The following is a 26,755-nucleotide window of genomic DNA, read 5'->3' as shown; positions in this document are numbered from 1 at the left end:
GTGTATAGTTAGCACATGGTGCAGTCAAAGCCGCAGTGTTGTCCAATTTTTTAAAGTTTATTTGATGAATAACGGTGGTTTTTCAAATCAATTAACTGATCATCCTAGGATAAAAATATGCTGAATTTTAACTTTTATAATCCGACCCGCATTATTTTTGGTGGCGATACAATAGCTAAAATCAATGACTATGTACCTACAGAAGCAAAAGTATTAATGTTGTTTGGCGGTGAAAGTGCACGTAAGAATGGTACTTTAGCTGAGGTGCGTGAAGCATTAGGTGCAAGAGAAATTCATGAATTTGGCGGAATTGAGCCGAATCCGAGTTATGAAACCCTCATGAAAGCTGTAGAGCTGATTCGAGAACAAAAGATTGATTTCTTGATGGCTGTCGGTGGTGGATCGGTAATTGATGGTACTAAATTTATTGCAGCAGCAGTAAATTATACAGGGGATGCATGGGAGATTTTAGAAACCCATGGTACTAAAATTACTCAAGCTTTGCCTTTTGCGAGTGTACTTACCCTTCCGGCAACTGGTTCAGAAATGAATAGCGGTGGGGTGGTCACCAGAAAATCGACCCAAGCCAAATTTTCATTTAGCAGCCCCTATGTTTTTCCGCAATTTTCCGTACTGGATCCGAATAAAACTTTTAGCTTGCCGAAGCGCCAGTTAGCAAATGGCGTGGTCGATGCATTTGTTCATGTCATGGAACAGTACTTAACTTACCCTGTCAATGCACAAGTACAAGATCGTTTTGCCGAAGGTCTATTGCAAACTCTGATTGAGATTGGACCGAAAATCTTGGAAGATTCAGCAGATTATGACACGCGTGCGAATTTGATGTGGGCTGCTAGCATGGCACTGAATGGGCTAATTGGAGCTGGTGTACCACAAGATTGGTCAACCCATTTGATTGGCCATGAGCTCACGGCTTTACATGGTATTGATCATGCTCGTACCTTGGCCATTGTGTTGCCTGCCAATCTACAAGTGCGTCGTCAAGAGAAGCGAGAAAAATTACTACAGTATGCAGCTCGTGTCTGGCAGATTGTCGAAGGTGATGAAGAACAACGTATTGATACTGTTATTGCTCGTACTCGAGCCTTCTTTGAGCAACTTGGATTGCCGACCCGTCTTAGCGATTATGGACTGGGGGAGACAGATATTGAGATCATCATTACACAACTTAAATCACACAATCTTACACAGCTAGGCGAACATAAAAATGTTTCATTAGAGATCAGTCGCCAAATTCTCGAGGCGAGCATCTAAATAAGCGTATCTGTCATGGTCACGCTACACGACAAGTGATCATGCAACAATGCTCCTCAATCCTGAAAATTATCGGAGAAATAACATGAAAATTTTAATCGTTTTAACCTCACATGATCAACTTGGCAATACTGGTAAGAAAACAGGTTTCTGGCTAGAAGAACTTGCTGCACCGTATTACACCTTTATTGACTCTGGTGCTGAAGTTACGCTGGCGTCACCTCAAGGTGGGCAGCCACCACTAGATCCGAAAAGTAATTTGGCCGATGCGCAAACTGAAACCACTCATCGTTTTGAAGCTGATCCAACTGCAATGCAAGCATTGGCACAGACGCATAAACTTAGCGAAATCTCTGTCGCTGATTATGATGCAGTGTTTTATCCAGGCGGGCATGGCCCATTGTGGGATTTAGCAGAAGATCCGATTTCAATTTCTCTGATTGAACAGGCGATTCAGTCTGGCAAACCTGTTGCAGCAGTGTGTCACGCCCCAGGTGTTCTTCGTCATGTGAAAGCGAGTAATGGAGCGCCTTTAGTGAGCGGTAAATTAGTGACGGGTTTCACCAATACTGAGGAGGCTGCTGTAGGTTTGACTGAAATTGTACCATTTTTAGTCGAAGACATGCTTAAAGAAAACGGCGGTCATTATTCTAAAGTAGATGATTGGCAAGTATATGTTCAAGTAGATGGCTTGCTGGTTACTGGACAAAATCCAGCCTCTTCTGCTGCAACCGCTACAGCATTACTTCAATTGTTGAAATAAAGAGTAGCGAGTGTCTGTTGTGGTGTTTAGCAGTGAATAAACTTCTGACACTGTGCAACTGGCGCAATAAGAAAAATAACCCTCACTTAATGGTGTAGGGCCTGAGTGAATAGCTTTCCTTCCTTCCTTTCTTTTTCTATATACAGGAAGGAAGGTTATTTTTTTAGGGGCTTAGGAAGTTACCATACTTTGTAATATGTTTAACTTCCTAAGCCCCTTTAATTTTTATGAATCTTCACTTTTTAATAGAAATTTAGTTGCTCTCAGAGCTTGATGTAATGGTGTTTTATCTTTTTGCAACTTACTCAGTAATGCTGCACCTAACCACATTTGGTAAAGTACTTGTGCCAACGTCGAGGCCTCAGTATCTGCTTGGATAGACTGATCCTGTTTTCCCAAATCAATTAAACCAGCAATACGTTGGATTACATCATCAACGCCAGCGGACATAATGGAGCGCATATCTTCGGATAGATCGGCAACTTCTGCGGCAAGTTTCACAATTAAACAGCTATCCGCCCAACCACACTGTGTTTCAGGATCTTCTATCCATAAATTAAAATACTCAATCAGCTTTTGATAAGGGGATTTATCGCTACGCCATACATCATTTAAACGGACTTGGTAATTATCCACATAATGCTGTACCAATTCACATCCGAAAGCTTCCTTGGATTGGAAATAATGATAAAACGAGCCTTTAGGGATCTCACAGCTCTGTAAAATTTCCTGTAATCCTACGCCAGTAAAACCTTTATGCAAAATCAGGTCTGAACTGGTGTTAAGAATGTGTAAGCGCTTCGCTTCAGACTTTTTAATAGGAGTAGGCTTCATATTAATTATTTACTCTATTGTAAAAAATAGACCAGTCGTATTGTTTTTTATTATAACTCATCTACAATGGGTGTAAAGAAATTTTAATCATAATTTTTGATTGTGAAGAGAAATACTTCTAAATAAAACATGGAGTTATATGTGTGAAAACAGTTATTAATCAACGCATCGTTTTAGCTAAACGGCCAGTGGGTGAGCCAAAACACAGCGATTTTCGTATTGAACAAGTTGAACTCAATGAACTTAAACAAGGCGAGATATTGTTAAAAACCATTTATTTGTCACTCGATCCTTATATGCGTGGTCGTATGAGTGATGCTCCTTCATATGCAGCACCGGTTGAAATTGGTGAAGTGATGGTCGGTGGAACAGTCAGTCAAGTGGTGGCCTCTAAAAACCCAAAATTCAAAGAAGGCGAGTGGGTTCTTTCAGGAAATGGCTGGCAGGGCTACGCAATTTCTGATGGGACTGCCTGTCAAAGCTTAGGTATGCAACCCGAACATCCATCTTGGGCATTGGGTATTTTGGGGATGCCTGGCTTTACTGCTTATATGGGGTTGTTGGACATTGGTCAGCCTAAAGCCGGTGAAACTTTAGTCGTTGCAGCTGCAACGGGACCTGTTGGTGCTACGGTTGGACAAATTGGCAAACTTAAAGGTTGTCGCGTGGTTGGCGTCGCAGGTGGGGCTGAAAAATGCCATTATGCAGTAGAAGAACTCGGCTTCGATGCTTGTATCAATCATCATGATGAAAATTTTGCAGAACAATTACAACAAGCAGTTCCCAACGGTATTGATATTTATTATGAGAATGTAGGGGGTAAAGTGTTTGATGCGGTATGGCCATTGCTTAACTCTGCGGCACGTGTACCGGTGTGTGGTGTGGTTTCCCAGTATAACGCTACCGAGCAAGCACAAGGGCTAGACCGTTTACCGGGCTTTATTTCCACCCTTTTAAAAAAGCGTATTCGCATGCAAGGCTTTATTATTTTTGATGATTATGGCAGTCAGTATCCGGAATTCTATCAGCAAATGTCTGAATGGTTGAAAGACGGAAAAATCAAATATAAAGAGCATATGGTGCAAGGTTTAGATAACACGATCAATGCTTTCAATGGTATGTTGAAAGGCGAAAACTTTGGCAAAGTCGTTGTAAAGATTTAAAAAATAGGAATTATCATGATTACACTACATCATTTAGATCAATCACGTTCTTTTCGTATCTTGTGGTTACTTGAAGAAATCAAGCAGCCCTATGAGCTGAAATGCTATTATCGTGACTCACGCACGCATTTGGCCCCTGACTCTTTAAAAACCATCCATCCTTTAGGGAAATCTCCAGTATTGGAATGGGATGGCAAAGTTATTGCAGAGTCAGGCGCAATCGTTGAGTTATTAATTCAGCAACTTGCGCCGCATTTAGCACCAGATATGGATGAACCTACCTATGTCGATTATCTACAGTGGATTCATTTCTCAGAAAGCTCTGCCATGCTGCCATTTTTGTTAAAAACGTTTAATGCGATAGAAACCAAGCAGGGTACGAAGTTGGTATTTCTAGAAAATTATACTCAAGTTGAGTTCGATAAAGTATTTAGCTATTTAAATGAATATTTAAAAGATAAAGAATTTCTAGTCGCAGACCGTTTAACCGGTGCTGACTTTATGATGGGCTTTGGACTACATGCTTTAGTTTATCATATGGGACAAGGTGAAAATTATCCGCATATCCAACGTTATGTAGCAGGTTTAAGCCAACTACCTAGCTGGCAAGCCGCAGTACAAATTGAACAAAATGGTGTGAAAAGTCAAAAATAGCAAGATTGTTTTTTTAAGGCAATTGAGAAAAAGAATCATGATTGACAAGTACATCTGGTTATAAAATAAGCTGACACTTATTTTAAGTAAACGCCTAATGAATTCCATCGGGCGTTCTTTATTTTAAAGATAAGGAATTACCATTGTTTAAGACAATTTTCGCCTGTTCTTCCACTGTAAATTCTTATCAAAAGAGATTGAATATCATGATGGTTATGTTGAAAGATATAATCAAATTTCGAAAGAAACGTGACTAACGCACAGCAAGATTAAACAGATTAAATTATTCCTCAGGGTATTAAACAAGTCATCTATATCATTTTAATAACATAAACATATATGCGTAAAAATCACGCCCTGCTTAACTGGCAATAGTTTTTGAACCCTTGTATAAAAGTTTAAACGAATCTAGCAAGTCTTTATTTAATGTTAATACTCATCCAGTATTGAGGTTTTTTATTTTTTCTTGCCTGTGATCTAGGTTGTAATACTCTAATTTCATACTCACCTGAAGCAGGTAAAATATAAATACCATTATCATCAAGCTCTGAAGAATATTCTCCAAGATTGATGGAGTCTTTTAATTGATTACCCCATAAGTAAGTTTCAACATTTCCTCCAGTCAACTTCACTTTTAACTTTTGCCCTTTTTTAGCATAAAATTTGTAGGAATCATACTTGTATCCATCTAGCCTTCCGTAATAATTTGCAGAGTCAGCTTTTTTAGCAAACTTAACTACAACAGTCTTTCGTATATCATTGTTATCATTTGCAAGTACGACAGGGCTAAGCATAGTTAAAGTTAGGGCCATAAAAGCACCAGCCAGTAATTTCGTATTCGCTATTTTCATAAGTTACCTTAATTCTTGTATCGCTCCTGACATAGTAACATAAGTAATAAGTAACCATAAATCATGGAACAGAAATGTGAATAGTCACCAAAATTCTAGACACACATAACCATCTTTTGATAGACCCTCTCATAATCTAATGAAGAACGTTGACCGTTGGAACTAGGCCGCGTTTGAACTGCAGAACACCTCAATATATTCAAAGATATTAGACTTGGCTTCAGTTCTTGCTATATATTTTCTTCTTAATTCTTTCTTGTTTTAACAACTGAAAGAAACTTTAAGGAACAGCAACTGTGCTGGATTTGTTGGAAATTAACTGTCCTGATATGAGAGCATTAAAAATACTTAGATCAACAAAATCCAATCAAAGTACAACAATTTTCAGATCAAGAACGTATCAAACAACTGGAAAATGAAAATAAAGAACTGAATCGTGCTAATGACATTCTATGTAAAGCAGCCGCTTTTTTCGGCCAGGCGGAGCTCGACCGCCCACACAAATAGTGATGGATTTTATCCATAATAAGGCGTTATATGGTGTTGAGGCAATTTGTAGAATTTTACCTATCGCAGCTTCAACCTATTACCGAACTCTAGTCCTCTGTGATGAGAAGCATTGCTTCGCAAGGGAACATCAAGCGAAACGAGATTTACATGACTTGCATCCATGCTGAACAAATTAAACGAATTTGGAAGGAAAGTTCAGGTCGATATGGTGTACGTAAAGTTTGGCAAAAACTGAAACATCAAGGCTATGTTGCTGCGCGCTGTACAGTTGCTCGATTGATGCAAAAGCTAGGTATACAAGGTGTTTAGCGTGTTAAGAAAGGGGGCATTTTTAAATGCCAATAGAGGGTTATTTTTACACTGCAGCTAATACGAACAGTAATTCATACGATAATGCTCTGGCTGAAACGGTGAATGGTTTATACAAAACAGAGGTGATTGAATATTTAAAAGCAGATTGGCAAGGTCTAGCAGATGTACAACTTGCGACATTAAGTTGGGTTGATTGATTCAACAAAAAGCGTGTACACAGTGCACTCGGTTATGTATCGCCTTTTGAGTTTGAAGCAATGTCATATGATAAGATTAACCCGTTAGGTCAGGTGGCCTAACTTAAATAAAAAGTCTCCGACAAACCCGGTATGGTTCAGTTAAAGAGTAAGAAAAATATTGGGGTAAAATCGCTTTTTGTCAAAAGAAAACAGTGTTCGTTCTAATTTATTACTTTCCTCAGAACCTGCATCGACTTAAAATCATGAACACTTTTGATGATCAAGAAGTAAGTCCCGTGTCAGACCATTTGGAAAACGAATTTGAGCTAAGTAATGAGGAAATGCATCTCTATAGTCGTCAGATTTTATTAGATGGTTGGGATATCGAAGCACAAGAAAAACTAAAACTCGCCAATGTGCTAATAATCGGCGCAGGTGGTATCGGTTGTACCAGTGCTGAGCTGTTGGCACGTGCAGGTGTAGGTAAAATTACCATTGTCGATGCTGATACGATTGAAATGAGTAATCTGCAAAGACAAATTGCCTTTACGACAAAAGATTTAGGTCGATACAAAGCCGAAATACTGGCAAAGCATCTAAAAGACATTAATCCGCATATACAAGTTAGCTATCAAAATATACGATTCGATGAAACGAATGCTGATGAACTTGTACAGCATCAAGATGTAGTCTTGGATGGTTGCGATAATTTTACGACTCGTTATCTAGTGAATGCGGTGTGTAGAAAACATCAAGTACCGCTTATCAGTGCGTCAGCCATTGGTTTTGAAGGGCAACTGTTTATGGTGGATGCTGATTCAGCTTGTTATGAATGTCTGTTTCCGAAAGAAGATCATGCCAATGAAGGATTACGTTGTGCGGAGTCAGGTGTATTAGCTACCACTCCTGTAATGATAGCGTCATTACAAGCGCATCACACTTTGTTGTTTTTAGGACTTGGTCTCACACCATTAAAGCAAAAATTGTTGCTTTGGAATGGTTTAAATCTATCGCAACGCATTCTTAAATTTGAAAAAGATGTAAATTGTCCAGTTTGTCAGGCAACTTGATCGGTAAATTGAGCAAAATTTGCTAAACTAAGACCATCTGTAAGGCAATGAAAGATTATGAAAAGAAATATTTTATTCGATGGATTACGTTCTTTTGCACGTATCGGTGAAACAGTTATTGTTGCGGCACAAGCAGGTGTGAAATATGCAACTGAAAAACCAAGTAATGCAAAGCTTATGCGTGAGACCTTTGAGTCGCTTGGTTCAACATATATTAAATTGGGTCAATTTATTGCCAGTACGCCGTCTTTATTCCCTCGTGAATACGTTCAGGAATTCCAAGGCTGTTTAGATCAAACGCCAACCTTACCATTTAGCTATATCCAACAAGTATTAGCTGAAGAATTTGAAGGCCGTAATCTGAATGAAATTTTTAGTTTTATCGATGAAAAGCCACTAGCTTCAGCTTCAATTGCACAAGTCCATGCCGCTCGACTGGTTACGGGTGAAGATGTGGTATTAAAGGTGCAAAAACCTGGTGTTGAAACCATTTTATACACTGATTTAAATGTCGTACATTGGGCTACAAAACTATTAGAAAAAGCCGTTCCTAAAATTAAGTTTGCTTCACTTTCTGAAATCGTCGATGAGATCAAAACACGTATGGTACGTGAAGTTGATTTTATTGAAGAAGCACAGAATCTGGATGACTTTATTCAATATTTGAATGTTTCTGGCAATCAGGCTGCCACTGCACCAAAAGTTTATCATCAATTTTCAACGCGTCGTGTACTTACTATGCAGCGCCTGTATGGGGTGTCATTAACTGATTTTGATGTTGTTAAAAAATATGCCAAAGACCCAACACAAGTTTTGATTACTGCAATGAATACTTGGTTTGGTAGTCTCATGCTATGTAAGAGTTTCCATGCTGATTTACACGCTGGAAATCTGATGTTACTTGAAGATGGTCGTATTGGTTTTATTGATTTTGGTATTGTTGGTCAGTTAAACCCTGAAGTTTGGACAGCATGTATGGCATTTATGGATGCATTACAGCATACCAATTATGTTGCGATGGCTGAGAATATGCTGAAAATGGGCATGACTCATCATAAAATTGACACTCAAGTCTTGGCTGATGATTTAGAGCGTTTATTTAGCGGTGTATTACTGGCAGATCCGCAAGAAATTCTCAGTTCCAATCCAGCAGATTTGAATGACATTATGATGGATATGGTGGCTGTCGGTGAACGTCATGGTATCAAATTCCCGCGTGACTTCGCTTTGTTATTCAAGCAAATGCTATATTTTGATCGTTTCATGCGTGTTCTCGCACCGTATACCGATATTTATGCTGACCAACGTTTAAAAATGGTTCACAATATTGAACCTGCTTCGTTTTTAAAGCATTAATTTATTTATCGGTTCATTAGGTCATTATGGATGCCATTATAATTGAAGGGTTGAAGGTGGATACTGTGGTTGGCTGTTTCAACTGGGAACGCCAAATTATTCAACCTTTGATGCTAGATCTCATCATTCATAATGATCTATCACAAGCTGCATACTCGGATGAGTTGGAAGATACGCTCAACTATGCGCAAATATGTGAGCTTGCAGCCCAAGTTATACAAGAGGCTAAACCGAAACTGATTGAGCACGCCGCACAATTGGTACTTGAATGTTTATTTACGACTTTCCCCACGATCGAATCGATTAGTATCACCATTCGCAAACCCGCCATCATTGCACAAGCCAATGCAGTAGGAATTCGCCTTGAACGCAACAGAAACAATTTTTGCGCTCGCATTGGCGAGTAACCTCAAACAAAAACAAAATTTCACTTTTGCTTATCAACAGATATTAAGCTTAGGTATAGTGGAATTTTCTTCAATTTATAGAATCCCATGTCGGGATCGTGTTGGTGCCGATTATTGGAATTCAGCTTGTTTATTAAAAAGTCGACTGAATGTTGATGAGATCACTGAAACCCTGAAAAACTTAGAAGCACAATCTGGTCGAGTTCGTCCATCACATAATATTAGCTTGGATATTGATGTGATTGCTTGGGGGGAGACTTTAGAAGATATGCAATTTAATCCAAAAAAGTTACCATTAGCCTTAGATGTTAAAATTCCACTTTATGATTTGTGGCAGGTTCCAGATTTAGATTACGATAGGAAAAATTCTTATCCCGTTATTTCTATCTAACACTATAATAATAGGAACAATATTCCATGAATAAAATTTCGTTGTTAGTAGGTTTTACAATTTTACTTTCAGGCTGTGCTGCCATGAGTGTTGAACAATGTAAAACTGCAAATTGGTTTAATGTTGGAGAAAAAGATGGTGCAGCAGGACGGGAATCTCGATTAGATAAATATTATTCTTCTTGTCAAAAAGCCAATATTGTGCCGAATCAAAAGCTTTATGAACAAGGTTACCAAAAAGGTTTGGGCTATTACTGTCGACCAGAAACTATTTTTAATGAAGCGTTAGAAGGGCGTGGTGATTTTCGTATTTGTCCTTTAGACAAACGTGAGTCTTTGCGAATATATTATCAAGTTGCAAATGGCTACTACCAAGCAAACGCGGAATTTGATCGCTCACAAAATGATATTAACTATTATTTAAAAGAGTTAGAGCGTAAAGACTTATCTGTTAAGGATCGTGATGATTATAGAAAACGTTTATATGATTTGCGCATCAATAGCAGCAGAGTTCAATCACGTTATCAAGATGCAGTTCGAAATTTGGAACGTTTTAAAGCTGAACGTGGTTTGCGCTAATTTTTAAATAGAATTATTTAAATTGATTGAAGTAATAAAAAAAGGGGAATGATGAAGTTACAATTTCCCCTTTTTTATTTATAAATAATAACTGGTTTTAGTCATTAATTTTGATATAGCTGTCATGGTAATACGCACAGGTACAGGTAGATCAACACCTCCAGCCTTTAAGGCTGTATCGCGGTGGTGTAATTCATCTTCATTCATTTGTTCTAAAATTTTACGTGAACGATCATCATGAGATGGAAGTTGTTGAATATGTTCCTGTAGATGTTGGCTGACTTGACGTTCCGTTTCAGCGACAAAACCTAAGCTATATTTGTCACCTGCAATACCTGCTATTGCGCCCATACCATAAGATAGACCATACCAAATTGGATTGAGTAAGCTCGTATGACTGTCTAATTCTTTTAAACGATCTTCACACCAAGCCAGATGATCTTGTTCTTCTATCGCAGCTTGTTGCATTTCTTCTCGAACATGAGGCAGCTTTGCAGTGAGCGCCTGACCGTGATAAAGCGCTTGCGCACAGACTTCGCCACTATGATTGACACGCATTAAACCTGCTACATGACGAGCATCGCTAACACATAATTGTGAAGGTTCTGAATTTGCTGGATTGGATCGTTGAGCAGCAGTTGCCCCTGGCACTAAGCTACGCAAAGCCTGATCAAAAGAATTAATAAGTTTATCGATACCTGTAAAATGACGCATATATTAATCCTCTAAAGTATTGGGTGCATTTTCCAACAATGGTTTTAAACGCTTTAATAACCAAAATGAGAAAATAGCACTTAAAACTGCAGTAATCGTAAATAATATTTTAATATCAATTTTTAAAATGCTTAAGATTAAAATTGAGAAAACTGCAGAAGAAACCATAAATACAGCATTTAGAATATTATTTGCGGCAACCACACGTGCACGGTGAGAACGTGGTGAGTAAGCTTGCATCATTGCATATAGCGGCACAATATAAAATCCACCACTAATACCTAATAAAGTCACGGCAAGCATGACATGATAGTACACGGCACCTTGGGTAAAAATATCTTTTAAACTCAGTAAATCGCCAGTTCGTTCAGGAACAAAAGATAGGCTCGCTGCTAAATACAAAGCAAAGATCGTTAACCCAATCGCACCGTAAGGTACCATTTTAATATTGATCTCTGTACCACCGATACGTCTGCACAGTAATGAACCTACACCAATGCCAACAGAGAAAAAGGTGAGAAGTAGGCTGACAACGTTTTCAGAAGCATGCAGGTTTTGTTGGGTCAATTGAGGAATTTGAGTTAAATAGGTTGCGCCATAAAACCAATACCAAGAATTACCGAGCAAAACAATAAATATGATCGGAAGGCTTCTAGCATATTTTAAAGTTTGAAAACTTGTACGAAAAAAATTCCAGTCAATTTGTAAATCTGGCGCTGCAACCTTTTGAGGTAAAATAAATCGGCTACATAAATAGCCTAAGCAAGCTATGATGACAACAGTGACACTAATCCACAATAAATTTCCTTCCGATGATGCAATGACTGCACCTCCAAGAATCATTCCTAATAATATTGCGATCGATGTACCTGATTGGAAAAGTGCATTACCCGACATCAATTCTTCTTGTTTTAGAATTTCTGGTAAAATTGCATATTTGATTGGACCAAAACAAGTTGAGTGCGTTCCCATCAGAAATAATGCAAAAAGTAGTAACCATAAATTTCCAAGCAAGAACCCCGCGGTTCCAATCAACATAATGATAATTTCTAATATTTTTATAAAGCGAATGAGTTGAGATCTTTCATATTTATCAGCAATTTGCCCAGCAGTTGCAGAAAAGAAAAAGTAAGGCAAGATAAATAATAAGGCAGCTAGATTATTGAGTGTACTGACGGGAGCACTTTGTTGCTGAATCCAACCATAAGTGATCACTAAAAGTAGAGCTTGCTTAAAAACATTATCATTTAAGGCTCCAAAAAACTGAGTGAAAAACATCGGTGCAAACCGACGTGATGTCATTAAGCGCTCATCTTGTTTCATTGTGTGTTCACTTCATTGTGTTTTATAAAAAAATGTGACGTACTGTAAAAATGCTACAAAATGCATGTATGATACTTTGATATTTGATTGGATGAAAATCAAAGATTTGAAGTATTTTCACCAGTCACAAATGATAAATTAAAAATAAGTTTAGAGTTCTACATGTCATCTAAAGCTAATTTTAAACAGTTAACGTTGGTTCATTCTATGCATTTAATATTTAAAATGCAGAGCTTTCCTAAACTTATTTGTAGCACTTTTTTAATTACTTCTTGTATATCAGCTGCTTGTGCGCAAGAACAATTAACAGATACATCAAATAATAAAACCCTAGACCAACAGTCTTTGAATCAAGTTAAATCTGATCAAAGTACTGAGGATACATCAACTGTTTTATCAAGCAGTACAAATCAGTCTCTTGCTAATCAAGCCGAACAAGACAGCTTGTTGGCATTGAAACAGCAAGAGCAGTCTAATAATCAGATTAATGAATTAAAACCGATTCAGCTTGATGATAATTTAGAAAATTTGCCAGTTATCCCTGTTGACCAAACAATGGCGAATGAAATTTTTCGTGAGGCTGAGAATGCAAAAAATGAGGCCCAAGCTTATCGAGAAAGTACGTCAAAAAATCCACCAACAGTTGTTAAAGACATTTCACCGCCTGAACTGATAGAAATTACTAAGGCTCCAGTGGATATTAATCGGCTGATGCAAGATATTCAAACCGACAGTAAGATTGTCGTTGAAGCAAATGAAACGGGTAGAACACTACCAGAGTTTCAAACACAAAGTGATCAGCCTAAAGAAAAAGTCGGTTTCTTCCGAAAAATATGGAATCGTTTTCACCCAGATAGTTTGATGGGTGCAGAGAAAATTCCGCGTATTACTGCTGATGTCGCTGGCGCGCCTCCTGCGTTGGCTGCAAATATAAAAGCAAAACTATCAAGTTTTACTCAAGAATCTTTTGAAGACTTTAACACCGCTTTACCTCAGTTAAGAGTGTTGACCAATCAGGCTGCACAAGCTGTAGGCTACTATAATGCCACGTATAAATTTGAAAGGGTAAGTGATAATAAAGTTAAAGTCATCGTCACACCGAATGAACCCGTCCGTATTAAAGAGCAAAATATTGAATTTTCTGGTGCGGGTGAAAACCTGCCTCACTTCCAAGTTTTACGCTTGATCCCAGAACAAGAAAAAGGGGATATCTTTAATCACGGTAAATATGAAACAACAAAAACAAAGATAGTGAATGCTGCATCGGATAACGGTTTTTTTGATAGTTATTGGCGTTTGCATGATGTCAAAATTACCCAGCCAGAAAAAGTAGCTGAAATTAATCTAAAATATGAGACGGGCGAGCGATATAAACTTAAACAAGTTGAGTATCGTATGAGCGATCCAACTAAGCCATTGCCTTTAACTCAAAAAGTTTTAGATAGTTTGGCACCTTGGAAAGAGGGTGATGACTATGCATTTTGGCGTGTAAATGCCTTAGCAAATAACTTAACGAATACACGTTACTTTAATTACACATTGGTAGATACGATTAAACCTGATCCAGTTCAGCCTACTTTAGAGTTAGCGCCAGATCTTCAAGCTTTAGTCGATCAACAGAAAATCCAACAATCTCAATTGCTAAATAGTCAACAGAAAGCAGAATTGGCAAGACAAAAAGTAACTTCTGCACAACAAGTGACGCAAAATGTCGTTGATGAAACACAATTCTCTGGAGGTCAACCCCCTCAAGCCTATGCTCTAGCACGCTCTATGCCCTTATCACATGAACATGATGATGAAGAAGATGAACGCCAGAAATTAGAAGAGCAAACGAGAATTGAGAAAAAAATTCCAGTCGTAGTAACGCTTAATGCCGACCGTTTGAATAGTTTAGAAACTGGTATTGGTTACGGTACAGACACGGGTGCTCGTTTGCGTAGTCAATACAGACGAGCAATTGTAAATAAGTATGGTCATGCATTTGATGCCAACATTGAGGTGTCACAAATTCGTCAATCTATAGATGGGCGATATAGCATTCCTTATAAACATCCGTTAAATGATTATTTTAATGTTGTCGGTGGTTACGAGCGTGAAGAGCGCAATGACATTGGCCCAGATATTAATTTATTGGTTGAGTCCGCTGTTTTAGGTGGTGAACGTGTTATTAAAAATCCTTTGGGTGATTGGCAACACATCATTGGTTTACGTTACCGTTTAGATCGCCTAACTAAAAAAGGTGATATTGATATCAATCAATTACCTGACGCTTTTAAAGTATCAGGGATTGATTCGGAACAAGAATCCTTGTTATTTGGATATGAACTTTCTAAGACCAATAGTAATTCCCTCTTGAATCCAACCAAAGGTTTTAAGCAAACATACAAGCTTGAATTAGGGACAGAGTCATTATTATCAAATGCAAATATGGCAATTTTGACAGGTGGATGGCGTTTTATTTATTCATTGGGTGAAAATGAAAATCACCAATTTGTAGGTCGAGCGGACACCAGTTATATTTTCACAGATGATTTTAAAAAAGTGCCTTATAACCTCCGTTTCTTTACAGGTGGAGACCAGTCCTTACGCGGTTTCGATTACAAAAGTCTTTCGCCAGAGGAGAACGGTTTTAAAATCGGTGGACAAGCTTTAGGCGTAGGATCTTTAGAGTACAATTATCAGTTTAAAGATGGTTGGCGAGCAGCAATTTTCTCTGATTTTGGTAATTCATATGACAAACAGTTTAGTAACCCAACCGAATATAGTATTGGTGTTGGTATCCGTTGGAGATCACCAATAGGACCAATACGGCTTGATGTGGCATCTGGTATTTCCAATGACAATAACCCGATCCGATTACATTTTTTCATCGGCTCACAGCTTTAATAATTTAAAAACATCCTTTAGAAAAGCTCAAACAATTTTAGGTTGATTATGACGGAAGTAGAACCACAACTAACGCCACCAGTTGGACCAAGACCAGAACGACGCATCGTGAGAAGTGTTGCTTTAATTTTGTCGATCATACTTTTGTTATTGGTTAGCTCTTTAATCGTTATGATTTCTACCGACAAAGGTAGTCGTTTTTTATTAGATCGGGTACTGCAAAGCCAAAAAATGATTCGTTATGAATATGAGGGTGGAAATTTACTCAGAGGAATCATCCTTAAGAATGTTTTAGTTCAATTAAAAGCTGTAGATGTTACTTTGGATCGTGCTGATGTTTCTCTTGGTTGGCGCGCAATCTTAAATAAAGAAATACATTTAAGTCATGCTGATGTACGTAATCTGAAGGTGATCAACAAAAAATCGCCTTCAGGTAAGCCATTTGCCTTTGATGCAATCAAACTTCCATTCGTATTGCGTGTAGATGAAGCAACTCTTGATCATCTTGAGATTAAAACTCAAACATCGAAAGTTGGTTTTAATGATATTTACTTGAAAGATGCCCTATGGTCTGGAACCAAATTAGAGTTTAAGGATTCTAAAATGGATATGGGATATTTGGCAGTCCAACACGCCACAGGGAAAATGGATTTTAGTGGTAAATATCCAATTCATGCGAAAGCAGATCTAATTATTCCATCGTTAAAAAGTTTAAATATTCATACTATTAAAGTTGTTGCGGCCGGATCTTTAGATACATTAAAAGCAGGTGTCGCAACACAGACCCCAGATTTATTAACAGGTTGGGCTGTTATACACCCAGTGCGTGATCACGTACCGATGCAAGGCGAACTGCTTTTTAAAAATTATCATTTACCTTTGTTGCAAGAACAGAAATTATTTGCCAAAGATGGTGTTGCAAGATTTAGCGGCGATATTCGAAAATTGGTTTTAAATCTAGATACCGATTTGACAGGTGAGCAAATCCCCGAAGGTAAATACAATGCTTTAATGGAGACAGATCTAAAGAATCAATTGAATATTCAAGACTTTAATGGTCAGTTAATGGGTGGATCTATTGCGCTCAAAGGTTTAGTCAATTGGCATGAGCATGTTTCATGGGATATTCAAGGTCGTTTGGATCATTTAAACCCTAAAGATAAAACTGTTCCGCAAATCGCAAAGGATTTTTTACCGCCTAATTTAGATGCTCATTTAAGTTCATCTGGGTCTATGGAAAAAGGTTTAGCTTTAAGTGCACAGCTTGCTTTTGATCAATATGAAACTTGGGCGGTTAAACTCAATCAAGCTGCATCGAAAGATCACACACCACAGCCGATGCTATTAAATGTGGCATGGAAAAATATAGATCGGGCAGTTCCTTATATTGGTTGGTTGACTAGCGAGGACGGTCATACCGACATCGCCTTAAAACAAGGACAACAAGATATCTATGTTTCTACAACAGTGAAACCTCATGAGAAAGCATTACTACCAACGGGTAAATATGATGCCCGTCTTGATATAAAATCAAATCTACTGAATGTTGAAAACTTTCGTTATCAGGCTGCGAAAGGGAGTTTATCTGGGCAAGCAAAAGTTAAACTACCTACTGAAAAGCAACAGTTAGCCTGGCAGGCTCAGCTTAAAGCCAAGAATTTTAATCCACAAACAGTCGTTGCTACTGCACCTGTTAATTTATTAAATGGCGATATTAAAGCAACTGGTTTTGCAAAACCGAATCAACAGATCATTCAATTTGATCGTATTGATTTAAAAGGTCAAATTGTTCAGTCAGATCGTATAGAAACCGTTGCATTAAAAGGCAAAAGTACAGCCGCTTTAATGTTTAATGATCAGAAGTCTGGTGGAGGTTTTAAAAGTTTTGCAGTTGATTACAACGGTTCATTAAATGCATTAAATCAAGGCAATGGACTGTTGAAAATCAACGTGGCAGGAACACCAGAATATATAAAAATTAATGAGTTAAAACATGATGGTGTGGCAGGTAAGATTTTTGCTACAGGTGCTGTGAACCTAAAAAATAAACTTGGTTGGGATATCAATGCATCTTTAGTACGCTTCAAACCACAGTATTTTGTTTCAACACTTAAAGGTGAACTCTCAGGGCATGTTAAAACACAAGGTGTTTGGTCTGAAAAGCTGAAGCGCATCGATATTCGGGATTTAAACGCGGCAGGTTTTCTGAATAATAAACCTGTTCGTGGTCGTGGTAACCTTACTTTGTTGTTAGACTCCAACCAGAAAGGTTTTTTACCGCAACAGTTTGAAGCCAATAACTTATTTTTTGCCTATGCTCAGAACCAGTTACAAGCCACAGGCAATGCACAAAGTTTAAGAGTGAAACTAAATGCTCCAGCCTTGTATGAGATTTATCCAGGTTTGCAAGGTCGTGCCTACGGCGTTTTAAACGTTCAATCACAACCACGTTTAAAAGCAACTGCAAATATTGCCGTGGATAATTTCGCATTCAAGGATGTGGCAAGCGTTAAATCACTGCGTATTCAGGGTGAATTGCCGACTTCTGAAGCAACACCTACATTATTAGTTGCCAAAGTTGATCATTTACGAAGTGGTAATCGTGAAATAGAAAATGCAACGATTAACTTAGGCGGCACGCGCAAAGCACATATATTAAAAGTTGAAAGTAATAATCGCCAATCTAATTTTTATGTACAGCTTGCAGGTGGTTTCAATCAGAACAATGAATGGTTAGGGCAATTACAAAAAGGTTACTTTAAATCACGCCGTATTGATTTAGTACAAAATCAAAGTGCAGCCATCATTTATTCTACAGCCCAATCTGAACTTTATATCGGACAGCATTGTTGGCAAAGTCTGCATAGCCAGGTTTGTTTAGATCAATCGGCACGTATTAGCCAAAATAAAGGTAATTTTTCAGTTGTTACTAAAAATCTAGATTTAAATGATTTTGCGGTATTTATGCCAGAAGGTTTAGCAGTTACTGGTCAACTGAATGGTTATGCTCGAGCTTCGTGGGCTAAAGGTAGTCGCCCAAAACTAGATGCAAGTTTAGTCACTCGTAAAGGAGCATTGGGCCTTGCACCTGATGATCCTCAAGATATTGCGACCACAGTCACCTATGATGAATTGAGTTTAATCGCGAAAAGTGTCAATGATGGCTTATTATTCCGTGTGGATATGAAAACACCCGACATTGGTACAGGTTACGCTAACGTGATCGTGAATCCATTTCAAAATGGAATGCCAATGCGTGGTGAAGTTGCTTTTGATAATGTACAACTCAAAGTATTCAAGCCATTTATTAAAGATGTGCGTTCAATGGCGGGCACGCTTGCACTGGCTGGAAAAATTAATGGCACACTGACTCAACCACAATTTACAGGTGAAATGCGCTTAAAAAATGGCGCAATTAGTATGATTTCACTGCCTGTAAATTTAAACAACATTCAGCTTTATTCATCTATTCGACAAGATTCAGCCAGTATTGATGGTGCGTTCAACAGTGGACAAGGGGTTGGGCGATTAAAAGGGAGCTTCAATTGGAAAGAAGATCCTCATCTCGCGCTTAGTTTGAAAGGTGATAATCTTTTAATTCGCCAAGCGCCGATGATTACGGCAATCGTGCAACCTGATTTAAATTTGGATGTTTACCCATTTAAACAACAATTTAGTTTAAGAGGAACGATTGATGTACCACGTGCTCGTATTTCTATGCCAGAGACTACTGCACCAGTTGTAAATATTTCACCAGATGTACGAGTCGTACAGCAAGGACAAGATTTACTTGCGACATTAAAAGCAGCTAAACCGTGGGATATTCGCGCGGATATGACACTGACATTAGGCAATCAAGTGATCTTCCAAGGTTTTGAAAGTAATATTCCATTGGTTGGTCGCTTGCATTTATCACAACGTGGTTTAGAAACTGCAATGCAAGCAAATGGTGCAATTGGCGTGAGTCAGAAAGTGAAGATTGAAGCTTATGGTCAAAGCTTAGATTTGAACCGAGCAATCGCACGTTTTAATGGTCCACTTGCGAATCCGACACTTGATATTGATGCGAATAAATCAGTTCAAGGTAGTATTGTTGGTTTACGTGTGACTGGGACAGCAACCGTTCCAAATGTTCAAATTTATAATGATGCAGGTTTATCTGAACAAGAAGCATTGAATGCATTGGTCACAGGTCGTATCAATGAAGGAAGTAGCGGCCTAAGTAATACAGAAGGCTTTAAATCTGATGTAAACAATACCATTGCAGCCGCAGGCATCAGTATGGGCTTAGGAGGAACACGGGCGTTAACGAATCAGATTGGTCGAACATTTGGTCTCAGTGGTTTAGCACTTGATGCACAGGGTACAGGTGATGACACTCAAGTGAGTTTAACGGGCTATATCACGCCAGACCTGTTTATTCGTTATGGCATAGGCGTGTTTACACCTGTAAATAAATTGACCTTACGTTATCAAATGAATCGCCGTTTATACTTAGAAGCAAGTCAATCTTTAGAGAGAGCCATTGACGTATTCTACAACTGGCGTTTTTAAAACTTTTTTAGAAAACCTGTTTTATGAAAATAAAGCAGGTTTTTTTATGCTGGGTATTTTTAAAAATATGCTAAAATAAAAATAAGATATTGAAAAATATATAGATTAATGACATTTTTTAGAGAGAGTGGATGAAACCTGTCACTTTAAGTCAACTTTTGGTAACTATAGGCTTAATATTACTCGGCTTTACATTCCAAGCACATGCAAAAGAGTATTATAAATGGGTCGATTCGAAAGGGGTAACGACTTATTCTGCAACACCACCACCCACTCAGAAGCAAGATCCTCAACTTGATCCAACTAAAAAAAATATAAATACAACAGTGACAACTCCCAGTGCGATAAATGTTTCCGTGACCAATAACAAAGAACAAAAAAATGTTCCAACGGTAACAACACAAACAGCGAAATCAACAGGTACAACTACTGCAACCTCAAATGCAACCATTACAGTTGCTAGCGAAGCACTGATCCCTGTGAAGAATTGCAATGGTGTAAGATGTTGGGATGCGAAAGGTAAACCTTATAATTTAGTTGCTGGCACAACCTATCTTTCTTCTACGGGCGGTAAATGTCAGAAAATGGGTAATAGCATGCGATGCAGTAAATGATTTGTATTATTTTATTGCAGCTTATACTGATTTAAACGCTTCTTTTTTGCAAAATGAACAACTTTCAGTATGATGTGTGCATCAAATTAATCGCAGTACGATGATGAAAAAAGTTTTTTTGATTGCAATAGGTTTGGTGCTAGTTGGTTGTGCAGATAAAAAGCAATTAACTCCAGCAGAACAGTGGCATGGTTATTGTGTCAGTGTGGGCAATGCAGCGCGTTCAATTACTTTGGACCGTCAAAATGGCATTGAACAAAAGCAAGCAAAAGAACATGCAGATAAAATTGAAGATGAAACAACACGTAAATTTATCTTTGAAATTATTGAAACGGTATATGCAATGCCAATCGACCAACTGAAGGCGAATCCTGATGCAGAACGTGAACAGTTGAAACAGAAATTTACTGAGCAATGCTTGGCAACACCACATGACCAGCTACCAAAGTATAAATCATTTTAATAGGTTCATTTGAAAGACACATCAGTTGTCTTTTTTTATGCATGTAATTTGTTGTTTTATTAAACTTTGATCTAAGACCAAAGCGGTATTCAAAAGAGATGAACATTTCGCTATAAAATAATGGGCATCACGTAGAAATACGGTAGTTGCATTAACTTTTAACGCGAAGTCTAGTAAAATTTTGCTGTCCATATTACTTGTAAAGCTTGTAGCAAGCTGGAACTTACAAGTAATTTTTTAAAAAAGAGGAATAACACTGTGCTAGAAGCTTACCGCCAACACGTTGAAGAACGTGCCGCACTCGGAGTCCCACCGAAGCCGCTTGATGATGCTCAAACTGCTGAACTTGTAACTTTATTAAAAAATCCACCAGCAGGCGAAGAAGCATTTTTAGTAGATTTGCTTGAAAACCGTGTTCCAGCAGGTGTTGACCAAGCTGCATATGTTAAAGCTGCTTTCTTGGCTGCTCTAGCAAAAGGCGAAGCAACTTCTCCACTTGTAACTAAAGAGCGTGCAGTTTACTTACTAGGTACGATGCTTGGTGGTTATAACGTTGCTCCTTTAGTTGAACTTCTTGACAATGCTGAGCTTGCTGAATTAGCTGCAGAAGCATTGAAGAAAACTCTTCTTGTATTTGATGCATTCCATGACGTAGCAGACAAAGCAAAAGCTGGCAATGCTGCGGCTAAAGCTGTTTTACAATCTTGGGCTGAAGCAGAATGGTTCACAAGCCGTGCTGACGTTCCAGAAGAAATCAAAATCACTGTGTTTAAAGTAACAGGTGAGACGAATACTGATGACTTGTCTCCAGCTCAAGACGCTTGGAGCCGTCCAGATATCCCATTACACGCAAATGCAATGTTGAAAAACGAGCGTGACGGTATCAACCCTGAAAAACCAGGTGAAGTTGGTCCATTAAGCCAAATCAAAGAATTGATCGCGAAAGGCAATCAAGTTGCTTACGTGGGTGACGTTGTTGGTACGGGTTCAAGCCGTAAATCTGCAACTAACTCTGTACTTTGGTTCTTCGGTAACGAACTTCCACACATTCCAAATAAAAAAGATGGTGGTGTGTGCTTAGGTTCTAAGATCGCTCCAATTTTCTTCAATACAATGGAAGATGCAGGTGCATTACCTGTTGAAATCGACGTTGCTAACATGAACATGGGCGACGAAGTTGTATTGAAAATTGATCATACTGCTGCAAAAGTTACTGCGTTCAAAGACGGTGCACAAATTGCAGAAGCTGAGCTTAAAACGCCTGTACTTTTAGACGAAGTACGTGCTGGTGGTCGTATTAACTTGATCATTGGTCGTGGTTTAACTGCGAAAGCACGTGAAGAATTAGGTCTTGCACCTTCTACTTTATTCCGTACTCCAGTACAACCTGCTGACACTGGTAAAGGCTTTACACAAGCTCAGAAGATGGTTGGCCGTGCATGTGGTCTTCCTGAAGGTCAAGGTATCCGTCCAGGAACTTACTGTGAACCTAAGATGACAACTGTTGGTTCTCAAGATACAACTGGTCCTATGACTCGTGACGAGTTAAAAGACTTGGCGTGCTTGGGCTTCTCAGCTGACTTGGTAATGCAGTCTTTCTGTCACACTGCTGCGTATCCAAAACCAGTTGACGTAACAACTCACCATACATTACCAGACTTCATCATGAACCGTGGTGGTGTATCTTTACGTCCAGGTGACGGTATTATCCACTCTTGGTTAAACCGTATGTTACTTCCAGATACAGTAGGTACTGGTGGTGACTCACATACTCGTTTCCCAATCGGTATTTCATTCCCAGCGGGTTCTGGTCTGGTTGCGTTCGCAGCTGCAACTGGTGTTATGCCACTTGACATGCCTGAGTCTGTACTTGTTAAGTTCAAAGGTAAAATGCAGCCTGGTATTACTTTACGTGACCTTGTACATGCGATTCCTTACTATGCGATCAAAGCTGGTGACTTAACTGTAGAGAAGAAAGGTAAGAAAAACATCTTCTCTGGTCGTATCCTTGAGATCGACTTAACAGAAATGGAAAATGACTTGACTGTTGAGCAAGCATTCGAGCTTTCTGATGCATCTGCTGAACGTTCTGCTGCGGGCTGTTCAATCACTCTTTCTGAAGAGAAAGTTGCTGAATACCTACGTTCTAACATCACCATGTTGAAGTGGATGATCGCAGAAGGTTATGGCGATGCTCGTACAATAGCGCGCCGTGCTGAAAACATGCAGAAGTGGTTAGATAACCCAAGCCTGTTAAAAGCTGATGCTGATGCAGAATACTTAAAAGTTTACGAAATCGATCTTGCTGACATCAAAGAACCAATTCTTTGCTGCCCGAACGATCCAGATGATGCTAAACTTCTTTCTGAAGTTCAAGGCGACAAAATTGATGAAGTATTCATCGGTTCTTGTATGACCAACATCGGTCACTTCCGTGCTGCAGGTAAATTGCTTGAGCAAGTACCAGGTGGTTCTTTATCAACTCGTCTTTGGATTGCGCCACCAACGCGTATGGATGAGCATCAGTTGATGGAAGAAGGCTTCTATAACATCTATGGTAAATCAGGCGCACGTACTGAAATGCCAGGCTGTTCACTCTGTATGGGTAACCAAGCACGCGTAGCACCGAACACGACTTGTGTATCGACTTCTACGCGTAACTTCCCGAACCGTTTAGGTCAAGGTGCAAACGTTTACTTGGCTTCTGCTGAGCTTGCATCTGTCGCTGCTGTTCTTGGTAAATTACCAAGCCCAGAAGAATATCAACAGTACGCGTCACAAATTGACAGCGCTTCTGCTGACATCTACAAATACTTGAACTTCGATAAGATGAGTGAATATACAAAAGAAGCTGATCAAGTTGATACCAAGAAGATTCAGGCTGCTCAATTGACTTAATGAGCTAGGATCAAGAAAAGCCGAAAGGCTTTTCCCTAGCGCAAGAACAAAGCTATGCTTTGTTTGAGCAAAAAGCTAAAATAAGGGCTGAGTAATCAGCCCTTATTTTTTATAAAATGAAAAGTATTTTGACGATAAGAGATAATATTTCTGAACTAGTTAACATTATCCATAAAAATCAGAAGGTTGAGGATCTAGAAAGAGCAATTAAAGATTTAGTTTCTTTAATGTTAAAGGATTATCCTTATTTAAAACCGCCAAAATTTTCAATTATTCCGACAAAAACTTTAGCATTTTCTGTTTGGTATGAGGAACCAAATGCAATTACAGAGACATTACTGATTGAGCAAAATGGTTTTACTGCTTATTTATGGAGGTGTGATGACCAAAAATGGTATTTGGATGATTTAGATTCTGAACCTCATGAAATTGCTCGCAAATTAATAGAAAATATACCCGTATTTCACTCTATTCCTGAAAATCCTAAAGAGATTAAGCATTTACTTGAAATTGGATTAATATATTTTAATCCGACTTTATTTCCTTGTTTTTCAAACAAAAATTTAGAAGACTGTAGAGAAGTACTGACATGGGACGATCGCTTTTTATTAGTAGGTACTCAACTGAAGAATCTTAAGCTTTATAGCCATGAAGAGTGGAAAGCTTTGACTGATAGAGAAAACTACCATTTAAACTGAGGTTCTATTTATGCCACTACTACATGATTTTGTTTTATTGAATAAAAATGAATTCTCTTATGATGATTGCTGCGAGCTAGTCGGTAAGGTTTCTTATGATGTTTCAATCCATGATGATCTTATTGTTTATTTTAATGATTTTTTAAAATGGATACCTACCTATAATCCAAGTTTAAAAGTTTGGCATACTGGGTTAAATTATTATGGTGTAACAGTGATTGATGGAGATGGGGCTAAAGAAGCATTTCAATTGTTTTCTAGTCTAGTTAATGTTTTAAAGTTATCACCAAAAGTTTTAACGTTAACAGGCGCATATACTTTTGTTCATGCATATGATGATGTGATTGACCCAAATGAAAATGTTGATCGTATTTTACGAGAAACAGCAGGTTATGAAAAAATCATTATGCAAAAGAGTGACGTGATAGGACAATTTAAAATATTAGCAGAACTTATGCAGAAGATCATTCATTCTAATAATAGTTTGTATGTTCTACATTTGGGTATTTAAATTTAGAGGAACATTTCTATTCGTACAGTAATGTTCCTTATATTTAATCACCAATAACCCAACACTTTCCACCACAGTCCGCCAATCACCACAAAGATGATGATATTGACGACACTCATGACAAAGTTCTCTTTCCACCATGCGCTAAGAATGGTTTAGTATGATACAAATCACTTATCAAACGCTCAGGCAACATGATACATTTTAGCCTGATTTATATAACGATAAATATGGTATGGCTCAATTTTCATGGCAACGCCTAAGACGGTTTGTTTACAACAATCTGCATGATGATGACTATAAAAGTAAAGTAAGTACCTGTGTCAACTATGTACTGATTTCCCTGATCATTGCCAACGTTGCAGCGGTGCTACTGGAGTCAGTAAATGACTTGTATAAGCTATATCAGCCTTATTTTGATTTGTTTGAAAATATCTCAATCCTGATTTTTAGTGGAGAGTATTTATTAAGGCTATGGAGCATTGTTGAGAAAAATCCACAGGAAACGGCATGGAAACAACGATTTCGCTGGATGAAAAGTGGCGGGGCGATTATTGACCTAATGGCGATTTTACCTGCATATCTGAATTTCTTTGTTCATATCGATTTGCGTTTTTTACGAGTTCTACGTTTATTCCGCTTACTCAAACTGACCCGATATTTTGTTTCATTACAGATATTATTAAGGGTAATTCAACGAGAAAAAGGTTCTTTCCAAGCAGTTATTTTCATTTTGGTCATCATGATTGTGATGACGGCATCCGCAATTTATGTGGTGGAAAATAAAGCTCAGCCTGAAGCATTTAGCTCAATTCCAAAAGCAATGTGGTGGGCGGTTGTTACATTGACAACAGTGGGTTATGGTGATGTAACACCTGTAACCAATTTGGGTCGTATCTTGGGTGCATTCATTACAATTCTGGGTGTTGGTATTGCAGCTTTGCCCGCAGGTATTTTGGCTTCAGGTCTTGCAAATGAATTAAACCAGCGCAATCAAAGACTGGAACAGGAGTTTCGTGAAGCCTTGCAAGCCGATGAGCTGGACTTGTTGCATGACCAAGTTGAAATTGAACGAATTCGGAAAAAAGTGGGTTTACCAAAAGAGCAGACCCATGAAATTATCATCCAGTTGGTTAGGGAGAAGCTGCTTGAAGATCAACAACAGGAAAAAAAGAAATATCATTACTGTCCGCATTGTGGTGAAAAATTATCCGAATAAACCTCAAGTTTATTGTCAAGTTTAATGAAAAATAGAGTTGAGGATCAATTTTAAGAATCGAGTCATGTTAAGACAAAATAATAAAATTAGAGGAGATTATATGAGTCAAAAACTGATGTTGTGTTGTGCGGCATTTATTCTTATGTTGATTTTCTTTGTACACGACAAAAAAAGACAACTCATTGAAATAATGGCATAATACTTGTTTTCTGACGACGAATATGATGACACATTTCAATGAGTTACATCTCATCTTAAACAAATATCTAAAGTGGAACAAGTCACGTGTAAAATGTTTTACACTGATTATGCTTGCATTAATTGTAAAACAGACATGTAATCTTTCTTCTGCATCTAAAGCCTTACCCATCAAGTGCTTACCACAATCATTTTATCGACGTATACAACGCTTCTTTGCAGATCAGTACTTCGATTATCGTCAAATTTCTCAGTTAATTTTCAATATATTTTCATTCGATAAAGTCCAATTAACTTTGGATAGAACCAACTGGAAATGGGGAAAACGAGA

General features: G+C 38.2%; 21 protein-coding genes, 4 pseudogenes and 1 other annotated feature. Of the genes and pseudogenes, 19 read left to right on the top strand and 6 right to left on the bottom strand.

Features of this window, described 5'->3' with window-relative positions; genetic code table 11:
- Positions 1–117 precede the first annotated feature (117 nt).
- Entirely contained in the window at positions 118–1,275 is a 1,158-nt protein-coding gene (locus F908_RS08720) for an iron-containing alcohol dehydrogenase (protein ID WP_005160555.1), read from the top strand.
- Between the two features lie 85 nt (positions 1,276–1,360).
- On the top strand, positions 1,361–2,038 hold the full coding sequence (locus F908_RS08715) for a type 1 glutamine amidotransferase domain-containing protein (protein WP_004761253.1): 678 nt from the start codon (positions 1,361–1,363) through the stop codon (positions 2,036–2,038).
- A 225-nt stretch (positions 2,039–2,263) separates the two neighbouring features.
- On the opposite strand, the gene F908_RS08710 is transcribed toward F908_RS08715, so the two are convergent.
- Positions 2,264–2,872, bottom strand: a complete 609-nt coding sequence (locus F908_RS08710) for a TetR/AcrR family transcriptional regulator (RefSeq protein ID WP_005160552.1) — start codon at positions 2,870–2,872, stop codon at positions 2,264–2,266.
- A 143-nt stretch (positions 2,873–3,015) separates the two neighbouring features.
- Between F908_RS08710 and F908_RS08705 the strand changes: the two genes are divergently transcribed.
- The gene (locus F908_RS08705; protein ID WP_005160543.1) at positions 3,016–4,035 is read left to right on the top strand and encodes an NADP-dependent oxidoreductase; all 1,020 of its coding nucleotides are present in this window, start codon (positions 3,016–3,018) and stop codon (positions 4,033–4,035) included.
- A gap of 15 nt (positions 4,036–4,050) precedes the next feature.
- Positions 4,051–4,689: a glutathione S-transferase family protein gene (locus F908_RS08700; protein ID WP_005160538.1), complete on the top strand. Its 639-nt coding sequence runs from the start codon at positions 4,051–4,053 to the stop codon at positions 4,687–4,689.
- A 419-nt stretch (positions 4,690–5,108) separates the two neighbouring features.
- Here the strand turns inward: F908_RS08700 and F908_RS08695 are convergent, their stop codons facing one another.
- Positions 5,109–5,540, bottom strand: a complete 432-nt coding sequence (locus F908_RS08695) for a PPC domain-containing protein (protein ID WP_005160528.1) — start codon at positions 5,538–5,540, stop codon at positions 5,109–5,111.
- 95 nt (positions 5,541–5,635) lie between these two features.
- A pseudogene (locus tag F908_RS16510) lies at positions 5,636–5,820 on the bottom strand (IS3 family transposase); the annotation flags it as partial.
- Positions 5,821–5,882: 62 nt separating this feature from the next.
- Between F908_RS16510 and F908_RS15585 the strand changes: the two are divergent.
- The 6 genes and pseudogenes from F908_RS15585 to F908_RS08660 all read left to right on the top strand — a co-directional run.
- Positions 5,883–6,661, top strand: a pseudogene (locus F908_RS15585) (IS3 family transposase); the annotation flags it as partial.
- Positions 6,005–6,118, top strand: a sequence feature (AL1L pseudoknot). Its footprint overlaps the pseudogene before it by 114 nt.
- Before the next feature lie 143 nt (positions 6,662–6,804).
- On the top strand, positions 6,805–7,611 hold the full coding sequence (locus F908_RS08680) for a HesA/MoeB/ThiF family protein (RefSeq protein WP_005160524.1): 807 nt from the start codon (positions 6,805–6,807) through the stop codon (positions 7,609–7,611).
- 57 nt (positions 7,612–7,668) lie between these two features.
- Positions 7,669–8,967, top strand: a complete 1,299-nt coding sequence (locus F908_RS08675) for an ABC1 kinase family protein (RefSeq protein ID WP_005160523.1) — start codon at positions 7,669–7,671, stop codon at positions 8,965–8,967.
- A gap of 26 nt (positions 8,968–8,993) precedes the next feature.
- Positions 8,994–9,374, top strand: a complete 381-nt coding sequence (gene folB, locus F908_RS08670) for a dihydroneopterin aldolase (RefSeq protein ID WP_005160521.1) — start codon at positions 8,994–8,996, stop codon at positions 9,372–9,374.
- Positions 9,331–9,765: a 2-amino-4-hydroxy-6-hydroxymethyldihydropteridine diphosphokinase gene (locus tag F908_RS08665; RefSeq protein WP_005160519.1), complete on the top strand. Its 435-nt coding sequence runs from the start codon at positions 9,331–9,333 to the stop codon at positions 9,763–9,765. Before folB ends, F908_RS08665 begins: the two co-directional genes overlap by 44 nt.
- 26 nt (positions 9,766–9,791) lie before the next feature.
- Positions 9,792–10,343: a DUF2799 domain-containing protein gene (locus tag F908_RS08660; RefSeq protein ID WP_005160517.1), complete on the top strand. Its 552-nt coding sequence runs from the start codon at positions 9,792–9,794 to the stop codon at positions 10,341–10,343.
- Positions 10,344–10,421: 78 nt separating this feature from the next.
- Here the strand turns inward: F908_RS08660 and coq7 are convergent, their stop codons facing one another.
- A complete protein-coding gene (gene coq7, locus F908_RS08655) occupies positions 10,422–11,057 on the bottom strand; it encodes a 2-polyprenyl-3-methyl-6-methoxy-1,4-benzoquinone monooxygenase (protein WP_005160514.1) in 636 nt (211 codons plus the stop codon).
- 3 nt (positions 11,058–11,060) lie between these two features.
- On the bottom strand, positions 11,061–12,380 hold the full coding sequence (locus tag F908_RS08650; protein WP_005160511.1) for an MFS transporter: 1,320 nt from the start codon (positions 12,378–12,380) through the stop codon (positions 11,061–11,063).
- 162 nt (positions 12,381–12,542) lie between these two features.
- On the opposite strand from F908_RS08650, the gene F908_RS08645 reads away from it, so the two are divergent.
- The 7 genes from F908_RS08645 (at position 12,543) to F908_RS08615 (ending at position 25,007) form a co-directional block, all read left to right on the top strand.
- Positions 12,543–15,269 (top strand): autotransporter assembly complex protein TamA, encoded by a 2,727-nt coding sequence (locus tag F908_RS08645; protein ID WP_005160507.1) that lies wholly within the window; start codon positions 12,543–12,545, stop codon positions 15,267–15,269.
- Between the two features lie 48 nt (positions 15,270–15,317).
- A complete protein-coding gene (locus F908_RS08640) occupies positions 15,318–19,823 on the top strand; it encodes a translocation/assembly module TamB domain-containing protein (protein ID WP_005160504.1) in 4,506 nt (1,501 codons plus the stop codon).
- Between the two features lie 131 nt (positions 19,824–19,954).
- Entirely contained in the window at positions 19,955–20,437 is a 483-nt protein-coding gene (locus F908_RS08635) for a DUF4124 domain-containing protein (protein ID WP_005160501.1), read from the top strand.
- Between the two features lie 103 nt (positions 20,438–20,540).
- Positions 20,541–20,900: a hypothetical protein gene (locus F908_RS08630; RefSeq protein WP_005160491.1), complete on the top strand. Its 360-nt coding sequence runs from the start codon at positions 20,541–20,543 to the stop codon at positions 20,898–20,900.
- Positions 20,901–21,158: 258 nt separating this feature from the next.
- Complete coding sequence (locus tag F908_RS08625) at positions 21,159–23,798, top strand: bifunctional aconitate hydratase 2/2-methylisocitrate dehydratase (RefSeq protein ID WP_005160489.1); 2,640 nt, start codon at positions 21,159–21,161, stop codon at positions 23,796–23,798.
- 116 nt (positions 23,799–23,914) lie between these two features.
- Positions 23,915–24,496 (top strand): hypothetical protein, encoded by a 582-nt coding sequence (locus tag F908_RS08620; protein ID WP_005160487.1) that lies wholly within the window; start codon positions 23,915–23,917, stop codon positions 24,494–24,496.
- Positions 24,497–24,506: 10 nt separating this feature from the next.
- Complete coding sequence (locus F908_RS08615; RefSeq protein WP_005160485.1) at positions 24,507–25,007, top strand: hypothetical protein; 501 nt, start codon at positions 24,507–24,509, stop codon at positions 25,005–25,007.
- A 47-nt stretch (positions 25,008–25,054) separates the two neighbouring features.
- Here F908_RS08615 and F908_RS15950 read toward each other — a convergent pair.
- Positions 25,055–25,162, bottom strand: a pseudogene (locus tag F908_RS15950) (2-oxoglutarate/malate translocator); the annotation flags it as partial.
- 80 nt (positions 25,163–25,242) lie between these two features.
- Between F908_RS15950 and F908_RS08610 the strand changes: the two are divergent.
- Positions 25,243–26,226 (top strand): potassium channel family protein, encoded by a 984-nt coding sequence (locus F908_RS08610; RefSeq protein WP_005160483.1) that lies wholly within the window; start codon positions 25,243–25,245, stop codon positions 26,224–26,226.
- A 224-nt stretch (positions 26,227–26,450) separates the two neighbouring features.
- A pseudogene (locus F908_RS15580) lies at positions 26,451–26,755 on the top strand (IS4 family transposase); the annotation flags it as partial.

The sequence above is a fragment of the Acinetobacter sp. NIPH 284 genome (genome assembly GCF_000369425.1).
Taxonomy (GTDB): Bacteria; Pseudomonadota; Gammaproteobacteria; order Pseudomonadales; family Moraxellaceae; genus Acinetobacter.
This window is presented reverse-complemented; position numbering and strand designations above follow the sequence as displayed.

Bases quoted from the DNA above. Each gene is read 5' to 3' on its own strand.
- F908_RS08615 (WP_005160485.1), top strand. From the start codon at position 24,507: ATGCCACTACTACATGATTTTGTTTTATTGAATAAAAATGAATTCTCT.
- F908_RS08640 (WP_005160504.1), top strand. From the start codon at position 15,318: ATGACGGAAGTAGAACCACAACTAACGCCACCAGTTGGACCAAGACCA.
- coq7 (WP_005160514.1), bottom strand. From the start codon at position 11,057: ATGCGTCATTTTACAGGTATCGATAAACTTATTAATTCTTTTGATCAG.
- F908_RS08610 (WP_005160483.1), top strand. From the start codon at position 25,243: ATGGCTCAATTTTCATGGCAACGCCTAAGACGGTTTGTTTACAACAAT.
- F908_RS08650 (WP_005160511.1), bottom strand. From the start codon at position 12,380: ATGAAACAAGATGAGCGCTTAATGACATCACGTCGGTTTGCACCGATG.
- F908_RS08645 (WP_005160507.1), top strand. From the start codon at position 12,543: ATGTCATCTAAAGCTAATTTTAAACAGTTAACGTTGGTTCATTCTATG.
- F908_RS08620 (WP_005160487.1), top strand. From the start codon at position 23,915: ATGAAAAGTATTTTGACGATAAGAGATAATATTTCTGAACTAGTTAAC.
- F908_RS08660 (WP_005160517.1), top strand. From the start codon at position 9,792: ATGAATAAAATTTCGTTGTTAGTAGGTTTTACAATTTTACTTTCAGGC.
- F908_RS08710 (WP_005160552.1), bottom strand. From the start codon at position 2,872: ATGAAGCCTACTCCTATTAAAAAGTCTGAAGCGAAGCGCTTACACATT.
- F908_RS08695 (WP_005160528.1), bottom strand. From the start codon at position 5,540: ATGAAAATAGCGAATACGAAATTACTGGCTGGTGCTTTTATGGCCCTA.
- F908_RS08630 (WP_005160491.1), top strand. From the start codon at position 20,541: ATGAAAAAAGTTTTTTTGATTGCAATAGGTTTGGTGCTAGTTGGTTGT.
- F908_RS08715 (WP_004761253.1), top strand. From the start codon at position 1,361: ATGAAAATTTTAATCGTTTTAACCTCACATGATCAACTTGGCAATACT.
- F908_RS08635 (WP_005160501.1), top strand. From the start codon at position 19,955: ATGAAACCTGTCACTTTAAGTCAACTTTTGGTAACTATAGGCTTAATA.
- F908_RS08700 (WP_005160538.1), top strand. From the start codon at position 4,051: ATGATTACACTACATCATTTAGATCAATCACGTTCTTTTCGTATCTTG.
- folB (WP_005160521.1), top strand. From the start codon at position 8,994: ATGGATGCCATTATAATTGAAGGGTTGAAGGTGGATACTGTGGTTGGC.
- F908_RS08675 (WP_005160523.1), top strand. From the start codon at position 7,669: ATGAAAAGAAATATTTTATTCGATGGATTACGTTCTTTTGCACGTATC.
- F908_RS08680 (WP_005160524.1), top strand. From the start codon at position 6,805: ATGAACACTTTTGATGATCAAGAAGTAAGTCCCGTGTCAGACCATTTG.
- F908_RS08720 (WP_005160555.1), top strand. From the start codon at position 118: ATGCTGAATTTTAACTTTTATAATCCGACCCGCATTATTTTTGGTGGC.